Here is a 14,770-nt window from a genome sequence, read left to right on the forward strand (position 1 = left end):
AGGGCGGCCGGTTTCCGCTGCGCCCGCTATTGTGGGGGCGCTGCTGTGCCCTTCGAGAGGATTGACCCGACCATGCCGATCGGCTTCGCGTACACGTTGATCGTGTTGCTGCTCATCTCGAGCATCCTGCTGACTCTGCTCGTCCTGCTGCACCGCGGCAAGGGCGGCGGCATGTCCAGCATGTTCGGTGGCGGTGTCACCTCCAGCCTGGCCGGCTCCTCGGTCGCGGAGAAGAACCTCGACCGATACACGGTGCTCGTGGGCATCATCTGGTTCGCCTGCATCGTCGGCCTTGGGCTGTGGCTCAAGGTGAACCAGGGTTCCTGAAACACATTGTTTACGCACGGTCCCTGACCGTGCGTCGGTAACTCTTCCTGAGTCGCTCCGCGAGTCGTAGACTTCCCCGCGCGGTCCGGTCCTTTCCGGGCCGCGCGGTTGTTTCTTCACCGCTCTACGACCGCCGGCCCCCTCGGCGAAGACGCCCCTTGACAGGCAGGAGTGACTCCGTGTCCAGTGGCAGCGCGATCCGCGGCAGCCGTATCGGGTCCAGCCCGATGCGCCCCGACGAGCGCAGCGAACCCGCACCCCGTCGGGAGGTGACGTACTGGTGTGCCGCCGGCCACGAGGTCGAGGTCCGCTTCGCCGCCGACGTCGTCCCGCCGGACACCTGGGACTGCACCCGCTGTGGTCAGCCCGGTGGCCTCGACCGTAACAACCCGCCCGGCCGCCTGCGGGCCGAGCCGTACAAATCGCACCTCGCGTATGTGAAGGAGCGCCGCTCGGACGCCGACGGCGAGGCCATCCTCGCCGAGGCGCTCGCCAAGGTCCGCCGCCGGCGCGGCCGGGACTGACGCCATCGAGGACCCGCGGGGCATGCCCCGCGGGTCCTCGGCGTTTCTACCGGATCTCGTACGCCCTGAGCACCGTCTGCGTGATGGTGCCGCCGGGCCTCTATGCGGTGTGGCCGGGTGATCAGCTCGTCTCGCGGCCCAGGTAGACGACGTTGCCCGCGTCTGGCACCGTCAGCTCGTGAAAGCCGAGCCGGTTGTAGAAGGCGCGCGCCGCCGTGTTGCCCGGCGCCATGCCCAGGTGCACCCGCGCCACCCCGGCCCGCCGCAGGCCGGCGAGGAACGCGGCGATCAGGCCCCGGCCGAAGCCCCGCCCCTGCCACTCGGGCAGCAGGTCGATGTGCAGATGCGCCGGATAGCCGGCGAGCTCCGGCACGACCATCCGCTCCGGGTGGTGGTGCAGGAAGAGCATGCTGTCATCGGAGTCGGCGGGATACCGGTCCGCGACGGCCGGCAGCCACTCGTCCCGGTACCGCCGGGCGAAGACGGCCGTGTCCGCGGTGCCGAGCACGTATCCGACCGCCGCCCCGGAGCCGTCGTCGAGGACGTGGGCGTGCTCGGGTTCGAGGGTCGCGTACGGCACCGCGAAGATGTCGCCGAGAAGCCGGTCGGTCAGGAACTTCCCGCGGGCGTCACCGCCCGCGTCACCGGTCCGGACGCAGATCTCATAGAGGGCTTCGAGGTCACTGGGCTGGTAAGCACGGATCACGGGCTGCACGGCGCGATTCTAGGTCGTCCGCCGCTGTGACCGGCATCACTTCAAAGGCGCCAACCTTTTCCGGCGCCGCGCGTCCCTCCCTGCGAGAGCACCACCACCGACCCCGCAGGAGATCCGCGATGCGCAAGATCGTCCAGGCCGCCATCGGCACCGCAGCGTTCGTCGTCGTGGGCGGGATCTCCGCCGCGGCGTTCGCCGACACCTCCGCGCCGGCCCCCGCCCCCGTGACCTCACCCGTCGCCACCTCATCTGCTGCCGCCGAACCGACCACCTCGCCTGCCGCCGCCGCTCCGACCACCTCACCTGCTGCCGCCGCACCTGCCGAACCGACCGCCTCGCCCGCGGCCGTCACCACGGCCCGGCCGCGGACCCCGCGCCACGCGCCGACCGCCGCGCCCGCCGTCACGCCGGGCAACCCGGGCCCCACCGTCTCTCTGGTGCCGCCCCGGGTCTCGCCGACGCCGGCCCGTCCGGCCGCGACCGCCTCGCCGGTGCCGGCGGATCCCGCCGCGACGGTTTCGCCGGCACCCTCGCGGCACGTCACGCCGAAGCCGACCGTCTCGGCCCGCTGATGCACTTCGTCGGGGTTCTGCCGGCACCGCTGCTGCGGTGGCTGCGCGCGGTCGTGTCCGGTTCCGGAGCCCCGGTCCGCGACACGGCCGGCCCCGGCGAGGGCTCCGGCCCACCCGCGATCAACGAGCTGTACCACGCGCGTCGCCTCAGCCTGGTCCGCCTGGCGGTGCTCATGGTCGACGACCTGCCCACCGCGGAGGACATCGTCCAGGACGTGTTCGCCGCGCTCTACCGCCGGCACGGCTCCAGCCTGAACACCATCGCGGACCCGGACGCGTACCTGACCTCCGGTGTCCTGAACGCCGCCCGGTCCGCCCTGCGCCGCCGCCGGACCGCCCGTGCCTACGTGCCGCCCCCGCCGGATGCGGCCCCGGCCGCCGAGGACCAGGTCCTGCTGGCGGTCGAGGATCGCCAGGTGATGGACGCGCTGCGCGGGCTGACCGCCCGTCAACGCCAGGTGGTGGTGCTGCGCTACTGGTCGGAGCTGTCCGAGCAGGAGATCGCCGAGACCCTGCGGGTGTCCCGGGGAACGGTCAAATCAACCGCCAGCCGAGCCCTGACCATCCTCCGAGACCAGCTGGGAGACCGACGATGAGCGCTGTCGAGGCCCGACTCCGCACCGCGCTCGCGGCCCGGGCGGCCCAGGTGACCACCGCGCAACTGCAGCCCGCCCGGCCCCCGACCCTGCACGAGCCGGGTCGCTCCCCGCGCCGCTGGTGGCTCGCGCTGGCCGCGGGGGCGGTGGCGGCGGTCGCGCTGGCGGTGGCGGTCGCGCTTCCCCACCTTCCGGTACGCCGTGAGCGCCCCGACGCCCCGGCGGTCCCCGTGGCCCCGCCCTCCCCGTCGACCCCGGCCTCCCCGTCGACCCCGCCCTCCCCGTCGTCCCTCGCCTCGCCCACCGCCACACGGGCACCGTCACCTTCCGCTGCGGCGTCCTCCCCGACCACCCCGCCGCGCTCGGTGTCGCCGGACCCGTCGCCACCCGTCGCCGATCCCGGTGCGGCCGCCCCGACCGTCTCGCCACCCGGCACGCCCGAGGCCCCGGACAGCGCTCCTCTGGCTACACCGGGTGACACCATGGGCGAATGAACTGGACGCTGGAAGTAGTGGTGGTGCCCGTCGCCGACATCGACCGGGCGAAGGAGTTCTATGCCGGGAAACTGGGCTTCGTCCTCGACCACGATGTCGTGTTCAACGACGATGTCCGGATCGTGCAGCTCACCCCACCGGGCTCGGGCTGCTCGATCGTCATCGGCAAGGGTGCGGTCCCCGACATGCCTCCCGGTTCCCTCAAAGGCCTCCAGCTGGTGGTCCCCGACATCAACAAGGCCCACGCCGAGCTGGTGGAACGAGGCGTGGCGGTCAGCGACGTCCAGAAGATGGGCGAGAACCCCACGCCCACCCCGGACCCTCTGGACAACGTCGGCTTCGTCTTCTTCGCCGACCCCGACGGCAACGGCTGGGCGGTCCAGCAGATCTCCTCCCGCGCCTGACCCGAGGCCTCCGGCCGGCCGGACCTGGCACCGTTGTGCGCCCGTCCAGCGCTCCCCACGGCCCCTCGTTCCACGATCGGGCCACTGTTGATGAGAGTCAGCAGCGGGCCAAGATCCGGACCAGGTGGCCGTCACATGGGTGCCGCCATCGCGCCGTGGCCTTTCCGCTGGAGCGCGTGGAACTCCTCGCGGCGGCCCTCCCGCTCGCTGCGGCCCAGTTCCACCGAGGTCTCCACCAGGGCCCGCGCCCGGCCGTGACGCCGGGTTTCGTACGCGTCGAAGGCCTTGTCCAGGCTGGGACGCGCCGTGATCTCCTCGGCCAGGACCACCGCGTCCTCGATGGCCAGGGCCGCGCCGCTCACCAGCTGTGGTGAGGGGGAGTGGGCGGCGTCGCCGGCGAGGACGGTGCGGGCGGCGTGCCAGGGGCCCTCGACGAACAGGACCTGGACCGGGCGGCGCACGACCTGGGCCGGGACGGTGATGCCGTCACGGACCTCGGCGAACCGGCCACCGAACGGCGCCAGCAGGGCCCGCATGCGTGCGGCCAGCTCGGCCTCGGGCACGGTGCCCGGGTCGTCACTGCTCTCGGTGAGGAAGACGTAGGCCTTGCCGGGGGAGATGGGTATCAGACCGGTGGTGAACGTCGGACCGGCGAAGGTGTAGATGTCGGTGGCCCACTCGGGACGGTCGACCAGGGCCCGCCAGACCATCTGGCCCGTGTACCAGGGGTCGCCGGGCAGACCCAGCTGTGCGCGGGTGCGGGACCGGACGCCGTCGGCGCCGACCGCGTAGTCGACGGTCCGGGTGCTGCCGTCGCTGAGGCTCGCGGTGACCCCACCCTCGCCGGACGACAGCGACTCGACCGACAACCCGGTGCGCAACGTGGCGCCCAGCTCGGCGGCGCGCTCTCGGAGGACGGCGTGCAGCACCGGGCGGCCGATGCCCACCTCGGCGGGCTTGCCGGGCCCGAGCACGCTCGGGAGCTCCATGACGTTTCGCACGGTGCCGATGGCGTCACAGTGGAGCGTACGGAAAACGGGGTAGCCGGCTTCGACGCAGGCGTCCGCGAGGCCGACCGCCCGGAGCGCCCGGATCGCGGGGCCGGTGAGGCTCAGGCCCCAGCCGGCGACCTTCCAGTCGGGCCGCACCTCGATGACCTCGACCTCGATACCCGCCTGCCGCGCGGCGACCGCATGGGTCAGTCCCGCGATCCCACCGCCGATCACCAGCACCGATCGTGGCCCGACGTCTCGTTTCATGACTGCCCGCTCCTCTGTGCCGCTGCCGTGTCGCCGGTTCCCAGTGTGGAGGGGCAGGGTGCCCGGAAACAGTGGTCATCGGTCTACGTATCGATCGACTTAAGTATTTGGCGATTGAGCCGATGGTCGCTGGCCGGATAGACCATCGGCGCAAGAAGCTGGAGCGGAGCCGAAGGCAGGCGGCGCGGTGGGGGGAAGGCGGTGGCAGGGGCGTGTTGGTGGGGTGGTGGGAAAGCGGCGGGCGGGGACGGGGAGGCCGTGCCACGAGGTCTGGATTCGGGCGGCCAGGAGGGGCAGGCCGGGGCCGTCCAGGTCGGCGAGTGCGGCGGGCCGGCCTGATATCGCCATGCTCAGGGCCTCGGCGGGGCCCTGCACCAGTGCCCCGTCGTCGCTGGGAGCGGGAGGCCAGATGGTGTCGGTGGCGGACAGGACGAGTCCGTCGAGCCGGTGTGGGGGGATCAGGGCCGGTGCTGCATGGGGGGAGACCAGGTAGTCCAGCAGCGCGCGCCAGTGCTCGAGGGGTACGTCCGCCGCGAGGCCGAGTGGCCGGACCATGTCTCGCAGGTGGAGGCAGCTGTCCGCGAACGGGCCCATCGGTCCGACGCGGGCCGGGGTCAGGCGGTCGGTGGCGTGCGAGCGCAGCAGTTCGGTCAGTTCGGTGACCGGTCGACGGGCCAGTTGCCGGGCGAAGTGGTCGACGGTGCGGTCGGTGTCGCCGCGGAAGCGGATCGCGGTCACGGCGAATCGTCCGAACCCGATCAGCGTCGGCTGGACGAGGTGTGCGGCGAGATGGCGCACCGTCCAGCCGGCGCAGAGCGTGGGGGTGTTCCACTGGGCGCCGGACAGCGTGTCCAGGATGTCAGCGATCGCCAGCCGGTTGGCCGTGGTCCACTCGTGGATCATGGGGATCCTCCTTGGTCTGCGCTCTGCGGCGTACATCCCGGTTCAGGGCCCGCAACACTTTCCTGGCCGCTGTGATCTCCTCGTCGGTGCAGTCCTGGGCCATGCCCGCCAGGTGGCGCAGCTCGTCCGTGCGGACCCCGGCGATCGCGGCCGCGCCCGCCGCGGTGAGGCTGACCAGCGACGATCGGCGATGCGCGGGATTGTGGTGGGTGGTGACGTGGCCCAGGGCGATCAGGTCGTTGATGTGTCGCTGGACGCCCTGGCGGGGCAGGTCGAGCCGGTCGCCGATGGCCGGGACGGTTGCCGGGCCGTGGTCGTCGAGGATCTCCAGGACCGCACGGGATCCGACGCTCAGGCCGGCCGGGCGCAGGGACACCTCCACGACCCGGGCCGAGTTGAGTACCAGGGGGCGAACGTGGCGCAGGACGTCGTACAGGGCGGCTCCGCGATCCTGCGACATGACAACAATGATGTCATGATGAGGAGGTGATCGTCGATTTCGAAGCCGAGTTGTGGATCTGGGCAGCCCGGCGGACCGAGACCTGGACGTTTGTGAGTCTGCCCATCGACGCGTCCGAGGAGCTCCGGGAGCGGGCCGGGGGACTGACCCGCGGGTTCGGCTCGCTGCGGGTGCGGGCCACCATCGGCACGACCGTGTGGAAGACCTCGATCTTCCCGGACAAGGACCGGGGCAGCTACGTGCTGCCGGTCAAGAAAGCGGTTCGCAAGGCCGAGGCTCTCGAGCCGGGGGACCGTACGGCGGCGACGGTGGAAATTCTGGATCTATGACAGAACCGCCCCGCGGAGTGGTCCACGGGGCGGCGCGAGCACGGCGTCAGCGCTTGGCGGCAGCGGCGGTGTCGAGGAGCCAGAGCGTGCGGGACGTGCCCTGGGCGCGGGCGGCGGGCAGCGATTCGTCGCCGCCGAGGGCCGCGCCGACCGAGACCGCCTTGTCCGGGCCGGCCGCCACGAGCCAGACCTCCTGGGCCGAGCGGATCGTCGCCATGGACAGCGAGATGCGGGTGGGCGGCGGCTTGGGGCTGTTGTGGACCGCGATCGCCGTGCCCGTCTTCGTGGCGTCCGGGTGGTCCGGGAAGAGCGAGGCCACGTGGCCGTCCTCGCCGACGCCGAGCATCAGCACGTCGAACGTCGGGCTGCCCAGCCCACCGGCGTAACGGGCGGCGGCGGCCTCCGCGTCGTCGCCGTCCGGGCCGTCCGACGCCGGCATGGCGTGGATCCGGGCCGGGTCGAGCGGGAGGGCGTCGAGCAGTGCCTCGCGGGCCTGGGTCTCGTTGCGGTCCGGGTCACCGGCCGGCAGGAACCGCTCGTCGCCCCAGTACAGGTCGACGCGGGACCAGTCGATGGCGGCCGACGCGGGCAGGTCCTTGACCGCGCGCAGCACCTTCGCGGCGACCCGGCCGCCGGTCAGGACGATGTCGGCGCGCCCGCGGACCGCCTGCGCGTCGATGATCTTCGTGACCAGGCGGGCGGCCACGGACGCCGCCAGGACGTCGGCGTCGGGAACCACCACCACTACGGTCTCGCTCATGGGACCCCTTGCTCTCTGCCTACAGTGAAGAAAAGGGGCCGTCCGCCCAGCCAGGCGGAACGGCCCCGTCGATCTTAGTTCGGCCTCAGGCGGCCGAACCGCCAGGTCCGGCCATCGCGGCCTCGTCGCCCGCGCGGGCGGCCAGGGCCGGGTCCTTCCAGACGTGTACGCGCATCGGCGGCTTCTGGTCGAGGTCCTTCATGCCGGCCATCGCGCCGAGTGCCTCGCCGTAGATCTGGTCCGGGTCGAGCCGGCGCAGCTCCTCGGCCAGCTCGTCACCGACCGGACGCTTGGGCAGCGGCATGTAACGCGGCTCCTGGCCCGTACGGCTGAAGAGCGCTGTGCCCTCGTCGCGGGTGACCGAGACGCAGTCGCCGTTGGCGCACTGCAGCTCGACCGAGTGCATCCGTGGCGCGCGGTCGGTCTTCTCCCAGACCGGCTCGATGCCGAGGCGGGACTTAAGCCAGCCGCACATCAGGGCCGCCGTGGGGTCGTCGCCGGGGGCGATGACGGTGGCTCCGGTGACGCGTTCCTCGGTGGTGTCGAACGCGCCCGCGACCAGGGTGCGCCACAGGGTGATCCGGGTCCAGGTGAGGTCCGTGTCGCCCGGGGCGTAGTCGAGGGCCCGCTGCTTGAGCGCGGCGACCGGGTCGACGGCGAGCTTGCTGTCGGTGATCCGGCGGTCCGCGACGACGCCCAGGAAGTCGTTGGCGATGACGTCCGGCGGGGCGCTGTGCCACCAGGTGACCACCGGGACGTCCGGGGCCAGCAGCGGCATGACGACGGACTCGGCGTGCAGCGCGAGCCGGCCGTACATGCGCATCACGACGGCCTCGGCCGGGCCGAGCCGGCCACCCACGACGATCTCGGCGTCGAGGCGGCTGCGGCCCTCCAGGTCGGAGCGGACCACGATGAGCAGGCGGCACGGGTGTGCCGACGCCGCGATGGTCGCCGCGGCCTCGGCCTCACGGACCTGCTTCTCCTCCACGACGGACACGAGCGTGAGGGCGAGGCCGGAGGCCACACCACCCGCGCTGCGCCGTTCGGCGGCGAGGGCCTTGACGACCTCGTTGCCGGTGGTGTCCCACAAGCCGATCATGCTCGCCTCCAAGCACGGCCCTCGCGGGCCAGCATCTGGTCCGCAGCGCGCGGACCCCACTCACCCGACCGGTACGGCTCGGGTTTGGTGCCCGCCCAGGCCGCTTCGAGCGGGTCGATGACCCGCCAGCTCTGCTCGATCTCGGCGGCGTCCGGGAACAGCGAACGGTCGCCGACGAGCACGTCGAGCACGAGTCGTTCGTACGCCTCCGGGCTGGACTCGGTGAACGCCTCGCCGTACTGGAAGTCCATCGCGATGTCGCGGACCTCCATGGTGGTGCCGGGGACCTTGGAGCCGAACTTCAGCACCACGCCCTCGTCCGGCTGCACGCGGATGACCAGCTGGTTGTTGCCCAGCATCTCCACGTCGGCGGGGTCGAACGGCAGGTGCGGCGCCTGCTTGAACAGGATCGCGATCTCGGTGACCCGGCGCGGCATGCGCTTGCCCACGCGGACGAAGAACGGGACACCCGCCCAGCGCCGGTTCTGGATGCCGAGGCGGACGGCCACATAGGTCTCCGTGGTGGAGTCGGCGGGCACGCCCTTCTCCTCCAGGTAACCCACGGCGCGTTCACCGGCGACCCAGCCCGGGAGGTACTGCCCGCGGACCGAACCCTCGCTGATGTCCTGGGGGATGCTGATGGCCTTGAGGACCTTCAGCTTCTCGGCGCCGATGTCGATGGAGTCGAAGCTCGTGGGCTCCTCCATGCCGACCAGGGCGAGCAGCTGCAGCAGGTGGTTCTGCAGGACGTCACGGGCGGCACCGGAGGCGTCGTAGAACGCGGCCCGGGAGCCGATGCCGACGTCCTCGGCCATGGTGATCTGCACCGAGTCGACGTACTTGGAATTCCAGACCGGCTCGAACAAGCTGTTGGCGAAGCGCAGCGCCAGGATGTTCTGGACCGTCTCCTTGCCGAGGTAGTGGTCGATCCGGAAGACGTCCTCCGGGGTGAAGACCTCGTCGACGAGCTGGTTGAGCGACTTGGCGGTGGCGAGGTCGTTGCCGAACGGCTTCTCGACCACGACGCGGCGCCAGCCACCGGATTTCGCGTTGTCCGCCATCCCGGTGCGGTTCAGCTGGTTGAGCACCAGCGGGAACGCGGCCGGCGGGATGGAGAAGTAGAACGCGACGTTGCCCGCGATGCCGTTGCGCTCGCGCAGGTCGTCGAGGGTCTCCGCGAGGTGGTCGAACGCCTCGTCGTCGTCGAACGAGCCGGGGACGAACTGGAACTGGCTGGCGAGGCGCTGCCAGACGTCCTCCCGCCACGGTGTCCGGGCACCCTTCTTGGCGGCCGCGTAGGCGAGCGACTCGAAGTCGCCGTCGCCCCAGTCGCGCCGGGCGAAGCCGAGCACGACGAAACCGGGCGGCAACAGACCCCGGTTCGCGAGGTCGTACACGGCCGGGATCAGTTTCTTTCGCGACAGGTCACCGGTGACTCCGAAGATCACCAGAGCGCACGGCTCCGGGATCCTGGGCAGCCGTCGGTCCTGTGCTGTACGCAGCGGATTACCCACGTGTCCCATCCTGCCAGCTTTTTGTCGTCCCGAAGGGTTACAGCCAAGGGTCGGGCCCGCAACATCTGCACGAGCCGTGTTGCTCCGTGCCGGTCCGCGGACCCGGGACGGCGATCCACGGGAAGATCCATTCCGCAGGTCACCGTTGTGGTAGAAGACGTCCGGAGCCGGAAAAGACTACGACGGACAGATGATCATGGACGGCCGCGGGGAAGGCACACGGGACACGGGCATGATCTGAAGTGGTGAAGAACACGTGACCCGCGGCCTGCCCGCGGCGGAGAACCGCCGCGGGCAGGCCGGTGATCACTTGGCGGCGTCGCTCGGGTTGCTCGCACCCTTGGCGGCGGCCTCGAGGGACTTCTTGACGTCCTCGAGCAGCTCGGACCAGCTTGCCTCGAACTTCTGCACGCCCTCGTCCTCGAGGACCTTGAAGACGTCCTCGAGGTCGACACCGATGGCGGCGACGTCGTCCATGACCTTCTGGGCCGTGCCGTACGAGCCGGTCACGGTGTCGCCCCGGGTGTCGCCGTGGTCCTCGTACGCCCGGATGACCGCTTCCGGCATGGTGTTGACCACACCGGGAGCGATGAGCTCCTCGACGTAGATGGTGTCCTTGTATGCCGGGTTCTTGGTCCCGGTCGACGCCCACAGCGGACGCTGCGGGAGGGCACCGGCGGCGGCCAGCGTCTTCCAGCGGTCGGTCGCGAAGACCTCCTCGTACGCCTGGTACGCGAGCTGCGCGTTGGCGACGGCGGCCTTGCCCTTGAGCGCCTTGGCCTCGTCCGAGCCGATCTTGTCGAGACGCTTGTCGATCTCGGTGTCCACGCGGGAGACGAAGAACGAGGCGACCGAGCCGATCTTGCTCAGGTCGTGACCGTTCGCCTTGGCCTGCTCGATGCCGGCCAGGAACGCGTCCATGACGGCCTTGTAGCGCTCGAGCGAGAAGATCAGCGTCACGTTGACGCTGATGCCCTCGGCCAGGGTCGCGGTGATCGCCGGCAGGCCCGCCTTGGTCGCCGGGATCTTGATGTAGACGTTCGGCCGGTCGACGAGCCACCAGAGCGTCTTCGCCTCGGCCTGCGTCTTCTCGGTCAGGTGCGCGCTGCGCGGGTCCACCTCGATGGAGACCCGGCCGTCGACGCCATCGGTCGCGTCGTACTGCGGGCGCAGCACCTCGGCGGCCCAGCGGACGTCGTACGAGGTGAGCAGACGCACGGCCTCCTCGACCGTGACGCCCTGCGCGGCGAGGTCCTTGAGCTGGTCGTCGTACGCGGAGGCGTCGGCCAGCGCGGAGGCGAAGATGCTCGGGTTGGTGGTCACACCCGCCACGTGCTGCTCGTTGAGCAGCTTGGCGAGCGAACCGGTCTGCAGCCGGACGCGGGAGAGGTCGTCGAGCCACACCGCTACACCCGCAGCGGAGAGCTCAGCCAGCCTGTCAGTCATCGGTACTCCTCAGTTTCCGGTCTTGTGACCGGTGATCTCGCCGACCTTGGCCAGGGCGGCGTTGGCCTTGGCCACCACGTTGTCCGCGGTGAAGCCGAACTGCTCGAAAAGAATCTTGGCGGGGGCGCTCGCGCCGTAGTGCTCGATGCTCACGGGCTCGCCGGCGTCGCCGAGGATACGGTCCCAGCTCATCCGGATCCCGGCCTCGACGGTTACGCGGGCCTTAACACCGTGCGGCAGAACTTCCTGCTGGTACGCGGTGTCCTGCTCGTAGAACCACTCGAGACACGGCATCGACACGACCCGGGTCGGGGTGCCCTCGGCCTCGAGGCGCTCCTGGGCGGTCAGGCAGAGCTGGACCTCGGAGCCGGTGCCGATGAGGATGACCTTGGGCTCGCCGCCGGTCGCCTCGGACAGGATGTAGCCGCCCTTGAGGGTGCCCTCGGCCGACGCGTACTTGTCGCGGTCGACGGTCGGGAGGTTCTGCCGGGACAGCGCCAGCGCGGTCGGCCGGTCGTTGTGCTCCAGCGCGCCACGCCAGGCCCATGCGGTCTCGTTGGCGTCGGCCGGGCGGACCACGTCGAGGCCGACGATCGCGCGCAGCGCGGTCAGCGTCTCGATCGGCTGGTGCGTCGGGCCGTCCTCGCCGAGGCCGATCGAGTCGTGCGTCCACACGAACGTGACCGGCAGCTTCATCAGCGCGGACAGGCGGACCGAGCCGCGCATGTAGTCGCTGAAGACCAGGAACGTGCCACCGTACGGGCGGGTGCCGCCGTGCACGGTGATGCCGTTCAGGATCGAGCCCATACCGTGCTCGCGGATGCCGAAGTGCAGCGTACGGCCGTACTCGTTGCCCGGGAACGCCTTGGTCGCGTACTCGGCGGGGATGAAGGAAGGCTCGCCCTTCATCGTGGTGTTGTTGCTCTCGGCGAGGTCGGCCGAACCGCCCCACAGCTCCGGCAGGACCGGTGCGAGCGCGTCGAGCACCTTGCCGGAAGCGGCGCGGGTGGCGATGCCCTTGGCGTCGGCCGGGAAGACCGGCAGCGCCTCGGCCCAGCCCTCGGGCAGCTTCTTGGCGGCGAGACGGTCGAAGAGCGCCTTGCCCTCGGCGTTGCCCGCGGCCCAGGCCTCGAACGCCTTGTCCCACTCGGCGTGCGCCGCGCGGCCCCGCTCGACGACCGTGCGGGTGTGCTCGAGCACCTCGGGCGCGACGTCGAACGTGGTGTTCGCGTCGAAGCCGAGGATCTCCTTGGTGGCCTTGACCTCGTCGGCACCGAGCGCGGAGCCGTGGATCTTGCCGGTGTTCTGCTTGTTCGGCGCCGGGTAGCCGATGATCGTGCGCAGCACGATGAACGACGGCTTGTCGGTGACGGCCTTGGCCGCCTCGATCGCGGCCCAGAGCTCGGGGACGTCTTCCTTGTAGGCGCCCTTCTCCGGGTCATCCTTGCGCCAGTCGACGGTCTGGACATGCCAGCCGTACGCCGCGTAACGCGCGCCGACGTCCTCGTTCTTGGCGATCCGGGTGTCGTCCTCGATGGAGATCTCGTTGTCGTCGTAGATCACCGTGAGGTTGCCGAGCTTCTGGACCGAGGCCACCGCGCTCGACTCGTGGCTGACGCCCTCTTCGATGTCGCCGTCGGAGCACAGCGCGAAGATCTGGTGGTCGAAGAGCGACTCGCCGTCGGTGCTCGGGTCGAACAGGCCACGCTCGCGGCGGGCGGCCATCGCCATGCCGACCGCGTTGCCGATGCCCTGGCCCAGCGGGCCGGTGGTGATCTCGACGCCGGGGGTGTGGCCGTACTCCGGGTGACCCGGAGTGAGCGAGTCCCACTGGCGCAGCGAGCTCAGGTCGTCGATCGACAGACCGAAGCCGTTCAGGAACAGCTGGACATACAGAGTGAGGCTCGAGTGGCCGCACGACAGCACGAAGCGGTCCCGGCCGGCCCAGTGCGGGTCCGTCGGGTCGTGCCGCATCACCTTGTTGAACAGCAGGTATGCGGCCGGCGCCAGGCTCATGGCGGTGCCGGGGTGGCCGTTCCCGGCCTTCTCCACGGCATCCATCGCCAGTACCCGTGCGGTGTCGACCGCACGGCGGTCGAGGTCGGTCCAGTCAAATTCGTTGGCCACGTCGGTTGTGCTCCTCGGGGCATGGTGGTGGAACCCTTTTGAGTTGACCCTATCCATTCCCTCTAAACCACCGTCGGCGGATACGTGCAGGCCCATACGCTGAGAGCGGACAGCCGGGGCCCGGTGCTGTGACGCCGTACACGCTCGCCGGGCCGTCCGAAGGACTGCCCAGGCTGCGCGTAGTGTGTCCCAACGTGCCGCCCGGCCCCGCCCGGCAGCGGTCCACGAAATACGCCCTCGCCGATGCCGGAAGGTGGCAGTCCGTGAGCATGATCACCGAGCGACCCGCCGAGGGGCAGTCGCCGGGCCAGCTGGAGAAGGCGTCTCGCCCCAGTGCTCGAGCCCTCTTCGGGGCGTACCTCTCGTTGACCAAGCCCCAGATCGTCGAACTCCTGCTGGTGACGACCATCCCGGCGATGATGCTGGCGGCCGGCGGCTGGCCCGATCTGGGACTCCTCGCGGTGGTCCTCGTCGGTGGCGCGCTCGCCGCGGGAGCCGCGACGACGTTCAACTGCTACATCGACCGCGACATCGACGAAGTGATGCGGCGCACCAAGCGTCGGCCGCTGCCGCAGCACACGCTGACGCCCCGCGCCGTGCTCGTCTTCGGCACCGTCCTGACGGTGGTCTCGCTCGTGCTGATGGCGACGTTCACGAACTGGCTCGCCACCGCGATGACCGCGGCGTCCATCTTCTACTACGACGTCATCTACACCATCTGGTTGAAGCGACGCACCCCGACGAACACGTTCTGGGGCGGCATCTGCGGCGCGGCGCCGGTTCTCATCGCCTGGGCGGCCGTCACCGGCAGCGTGGGCCCGGTCGCCTGGGCGCTGTTCGCGGTGGTCTTCTTCTGGCAGATGCCGCATTTCTACCCGCTGGCCATCAAGTACAAGGACGACTACGCCCGGGCCGGCATCCCCATGCTGCCCGTGGTGCGCTCGGCCCGTCGGGTGAACACGGAGATCCTGCTCTTCACGGTGCTCACCCTGGTGTCCTCGTTCGCGGCCTGGCCGCTGGGCACGGACATCGGCGTGGGCCCGATCTACGGCATCACGGCCATCGTGTCGGGCGCCTTCTTCCTCCTGGAAGCGCTCCGCCTGGTCGGCCGCTCCCGCCGGGGAGAGCCCCTCAAGGCCATGCGCCTGTTCCACTGGTCCATCACGTACCTGACGATCCTCTTCATCGCGGTCGCGGTCGACGCACTAGTCTGATCGCGCGGTCGACTTCCTTGATGATGT

17 protein-coding genes are annotated in these 14,770 nt (G+C 70.6%); 8 read left to right on the plus strand and 9 right to left on the minus strand.

Annotated features, from left to right (window positions below; translation table 11 throughout):
* The first annotated feature begins 72 nt into the window (after positions 1-72).
* Entirely contained in the window at positions 73-327 is a 255-nt protein-coding gene (gene secG, locus ACIA6A_RS15245) for a preprotein translocase subunit SecG (RefSeq protein ID WP_396098218.1), read from the plus strand.
* A gap of 179 nt (positions 328-506) precedes the next feature.
* Positions 507-851 carry an RNA polymerase-binding protein RbpA gene (locus ACIA6A_RS15250; RefSeq protein WP_396098219.1) on the plus strand — a complete coding sequence of 115 codons (345 nt, stop codon included), beginning with the start codon at positions 507-509 and terminating at the stop codon, positions 849-851.
* Between the two features lie 121 nt (positions 852-972).
* On the opposite strand, the gene ACIA6A_RS15255 is transcribed toward ACIA6A_RS15250, so the two are convergent.
* The gene (locus tag ACIA6A_RS15255; protein WP_396098220.1) at positions 973-1,566 is read right to left on the minus strand and encodes a GNAT family N-acetyltransferase; all 594 of its coding nucleotides are present in this window, start codon (positions 1,564-1,566) and stop codon (positions 973-975) included.
* A 119-nt stretch (positions 1,567-1,685) separates the two neighbouring features.
* On the opposite strand from ACIA6A_RS15255, the gene ACIA6A_RS15260 reads away from it, so the two are divergent.
* From ACIA6A_RS15260 to ACIA6A_RS15275, 4 genes are read left to right on the plus strand one after another with little or no spacing between them, the layout of a single operon-like run.
* The gene (locus ACIA6A_RS15260) at positions 1,686-2,138 is read left to right on the plus strand and encodes a hypothetical protein (RefSeq protein ID WP_396098221.1); all 453 of its coding nucleotides are present in this window, start codon (positions 1,686-1,688) and stop codon (positions 2,136-2,138) included.
* Complete coding sequence (locus tag ACIA6A_RS15265) at positions 2,138-2,734, plus strand: RNA polymerase sigma factor (RefSeq protein WP_396098222.1); 597 nt, start codon at positions 2,138-2,140, stop codon at positions 2,732-2,734. Before ACIA6A_RS15260 ends, ACIA6A_RS15265 begins: the two co-directional genes overlap by 1 nt.
* A complete protein-coding gene (locus ACIA6A_RS15270; RefSeq protein ID WP_396098223.1) occupies positions 2,731-3,228 on the plus strand; it encodes a hypothetical protein in 498 nt (165 codons plus the stop codon). The genes ACIA6A_RS15265 and ACIA6A_RS15270 overlap by 4 nt, the downstream gene beginning before the upstream one ends.
* Positions 3,225-3,632, plus strand: coding sequence for a VOC family protein (locus tag ACIA6A_RS15275; protein WP_396098224.1), 408 nt, complete (start codon positions 3,225-3,227; stop codon positions 3,630-3,632). The genes ACIA6A_RS15270 and ACIA6A_RS15275 overlap by 4 nt, the downstream gene beginning before the upstream one ends.
* 131 nt (positions 3,633-3,763) lie before the next feature.
* Here the strand turns inward: ACIA6A_RS15275 and ACIA6A_RS15280 are convergent, their stop codons facing one another.
* The 3 genes from ACIA6A_RS15280 to ACIA6A_RS15290 all read right to left on the minus strand — a co-directional run bounded on the left by ACIA6A_RS15280 (position 3,764) and on the right by ACIA6A_RS15290 (position 6,254).
* Positions 3,764-4,891: an FAD-dependent monooxygenase gene (locus ACIA6A_RS15280; protein ID WP_396098225.1), complete on the minus strand. Its 1,128-nt coding sequence runs from the start codon at positions 4,889-4,891 to the stop codon at positions 3,764-3,766.
* Between the two features lie 99 nt (positions 4,892-4,990).
* Complete coding sequence (locus tag ACIA6A_RS15285; protein WP_396098226.1) at positions 4,991-5,794, minus strand: maleylpyruvate isomerase family mycothiol-dependent enzyme; 804 nt, start codon at positions 5,792-5,794, stop codon at positions 4,991-4,993.
* The gene (locus ACIA6A_RS15290; protein ID WP_396098227.1) at positions 5,751-6,254 is read right to left on the minus strand and encodes a MarR family winged helix-turn-helix transcriptional regulator; all 504 of its coding nucleotides are present in this window, start codon (positions 6,252-6,254) and stop codon (positions 5,751-5,753) included. Before ACIA6A_RS15290 ends, ACIA6A_RS15285 begins: the two co-directional genes overlap by 44 nt.
* Positions 6,255-6,280: 26 nt before the next feature.
* Here ACIA6A_RS15290 and ACIA6A_RS15295 point away from each other — a divergent pair, with 26 nt between their 5' ends.
* The gene (locus tag ACIA6A_RS15295; RefSeq protein ID WP_396098228.1) at positions 6,281-6,583 is read left to right on the plus strand and encodes a DUF1905 domain-containing protein; all 303 of its coding nucleotides are present in this window, start codon (positions 6,281-6,283) and stop codon (positions 6,581-6,583) included.
* Positions 6,584-6,629: 46 nt separating this feature from the next.
* Here ACIA6A_RS15295 and pgl read toward each other — a convergent pair whose 3' ends face one another.
* The 5 genes from pgl to tkt all read right to left on the minus strand — a co-directional run bounded on the left by pgl (position 6,630) and on the right by tkt (position 13,586).
* Positions 6,630-7,343, minus strand: coding sequence for a 6-phosphogluconolactonase (gene pgl, locus ACIA6A_RS15300; RefSeq protein WP_396098230.1), 714 nt, complete (start codon positions 7,341-7,343; stop codon positions 6,630-6,632).
* Between the two features lie 85 nt (positions 7,344-7,428).
* Complete coding sequence (locus ACIA6A_RS15305) at positions 7,429-8,442, minus strand: glucose-6-phosphate dehydrogenase assembly protein OpcA (protein WP_396098231.1); 1,014 nt, start codon at positions 8,440-8,442, stop codon at positions 7,429-7,431.
* Positions 8,439-9,956 carry a glucose-6-phosphate dehydrogenase gene (zwf, locus tag ACIA6A_RS15310; protein WP_396098232.1) on the minus strand — a complete coding sequence of 506 codons (1,518 nt, stop codon included), beginning with the start codon at positions 9,954-9,956 and terminating at the stop codon, positions 8,439-8,441. Before zwf ends, ACIA6A_RS15305 begins: the two co-directional genes overlap by 4 nt.
* Before the next feature lie 306 nt (positions 9,957-10,262).
* Positions 10,263-11,402, minus strand: coding sequence for a transaldolase (gene tal, locus ACIA6A_RS15315; protein WP_396098233.1), 1,140 nt, complete (start codon positions 11,400-11,402; stop codon positions 10,263-10,265).
* Positions 11,403-11,411: 9 nt separating this feature from the next.
* A complete protein-coding gene (gene tkt / locus ACIA6A_RS15320) occupies positions 11,412-13,586 on the minus strand; it encodes a transketolase (RefSeq protein WP_396098234.1) in 2,175 nt (724 codons plus the stop codon).
* 206 nt (positions 13,587-13,792) lie between these two features.
* Between tkt and ACIA6A_RS15325 the strand changes: the two genes are divergently transcribed.
* Positions 13,793-14,743, plus strand: coding sequence for a heme o synthase (locus tag ACIA6A_RS15325; protein WP_396098235.1), 951 nt, complete (start codon positions 13,793-13,795; stop codon positions 14,741-14,743).
* Positions 14,744-14,770: the final 27 nt, after the last annotated feature.

The sequence above is a fragment of the Actinoplanes sp. NPDC051494 genome (assembly GCF_044454705.1).
Lineage (GTDB): Bacteria > Actinomycetota > Actinomycetes > Mycobacteriales > Micromonosporaceae > Actinoplanes.

Excerpts from the sequence above, each read along its gene's own strand:
- secG (WP_396098218.1), top strand. The coding sequence starts at position 73 with ATGCCGATCGGCTTCGCGTACACGTTGATCGTGTTGCTGCTCATCTCG.
- ACIA6A_RS15260 (WP_396098221.1), top strand. The coding sequence starts at position 1,686 with ATGCGCAAGATCGTCCAGGCCGCCATCGGCACCGCAGCGTTCGTCGTC.
- ACIA6A_RS15265 (WP_396098222.1), top strand. The coding sequence starts at position 2,138 with ATGCACTTCGTCGGGGTTCTGCCGGCACCGCTGCTGCGGTGGCTGCGC.
- ACIA6A_RS15270 (WP_396098223.1), top strand. The coding sequence starts at position 2,731 with ATGAGCGCTGTCGAGGCCCGACTCCGCACCGCGCTCGCGGCCCGGGCG.
- ACIA6A_RS15275 (WP_396098224.1), top strand. The coding sequence starts at position 3,225 with ATGAACTGGACGCTGGAAGTAGTGGTGGTGCCCGTCGCCGACATCGAC.
- ACIA6A_RS15280 (WP_396098225.1), bottom strand. The coding sequence starts at position 4,891 with ATGAAACGAGACGTCGGGCCACGATCGGTGCTGGTGATCGGCGGTGGG.
- ACIA6A_RS15285 (WP_396098226.1), bottom strand. The coding sequence starts at position 5,794 with ATGATCCACGAGTGGACCACGGCCAACCGGCTGGCGATCGCTGACATC.
- ACIA6A_RS15290 (WP_396098227.1), bottom strand. The coding sequence starts at position 6,254 with ATGTCGCAGGATCGCGGAGCCGCCCTGTACGACGTCCTGCGCCACGTT.
- pgl (WP_396098230.1), bottom strand. The coding sequence starts at position 7,343 with ATGAGCGAGACCGTAGTGGTGGTGGTTCCCGACGCCGACGTCCTGGCG.
- ACIA6A_RS15305 (WP_396098231.1), bottom strand. The coding sequence starts at position 8,442 with ATGATCGGCTTGTGGGACACCACCGGCAACGAGGTCGTCAAGGCCCTC.
- tal (WP_396098233.1), bottom strand. The coding sequence starts at position 11,402 with ATGACTGACAGGCTGGCTGAGCTCTCCGCTGCGGGTGTAGCGGTGTGG.
- tkt (WP_396098234.1), bottom strand. The coding sequence starts at position 13,586 with ATGGATAGGGTCAACTCAAAAGGGTTCCACCACCATGCCCCGAGGAGC.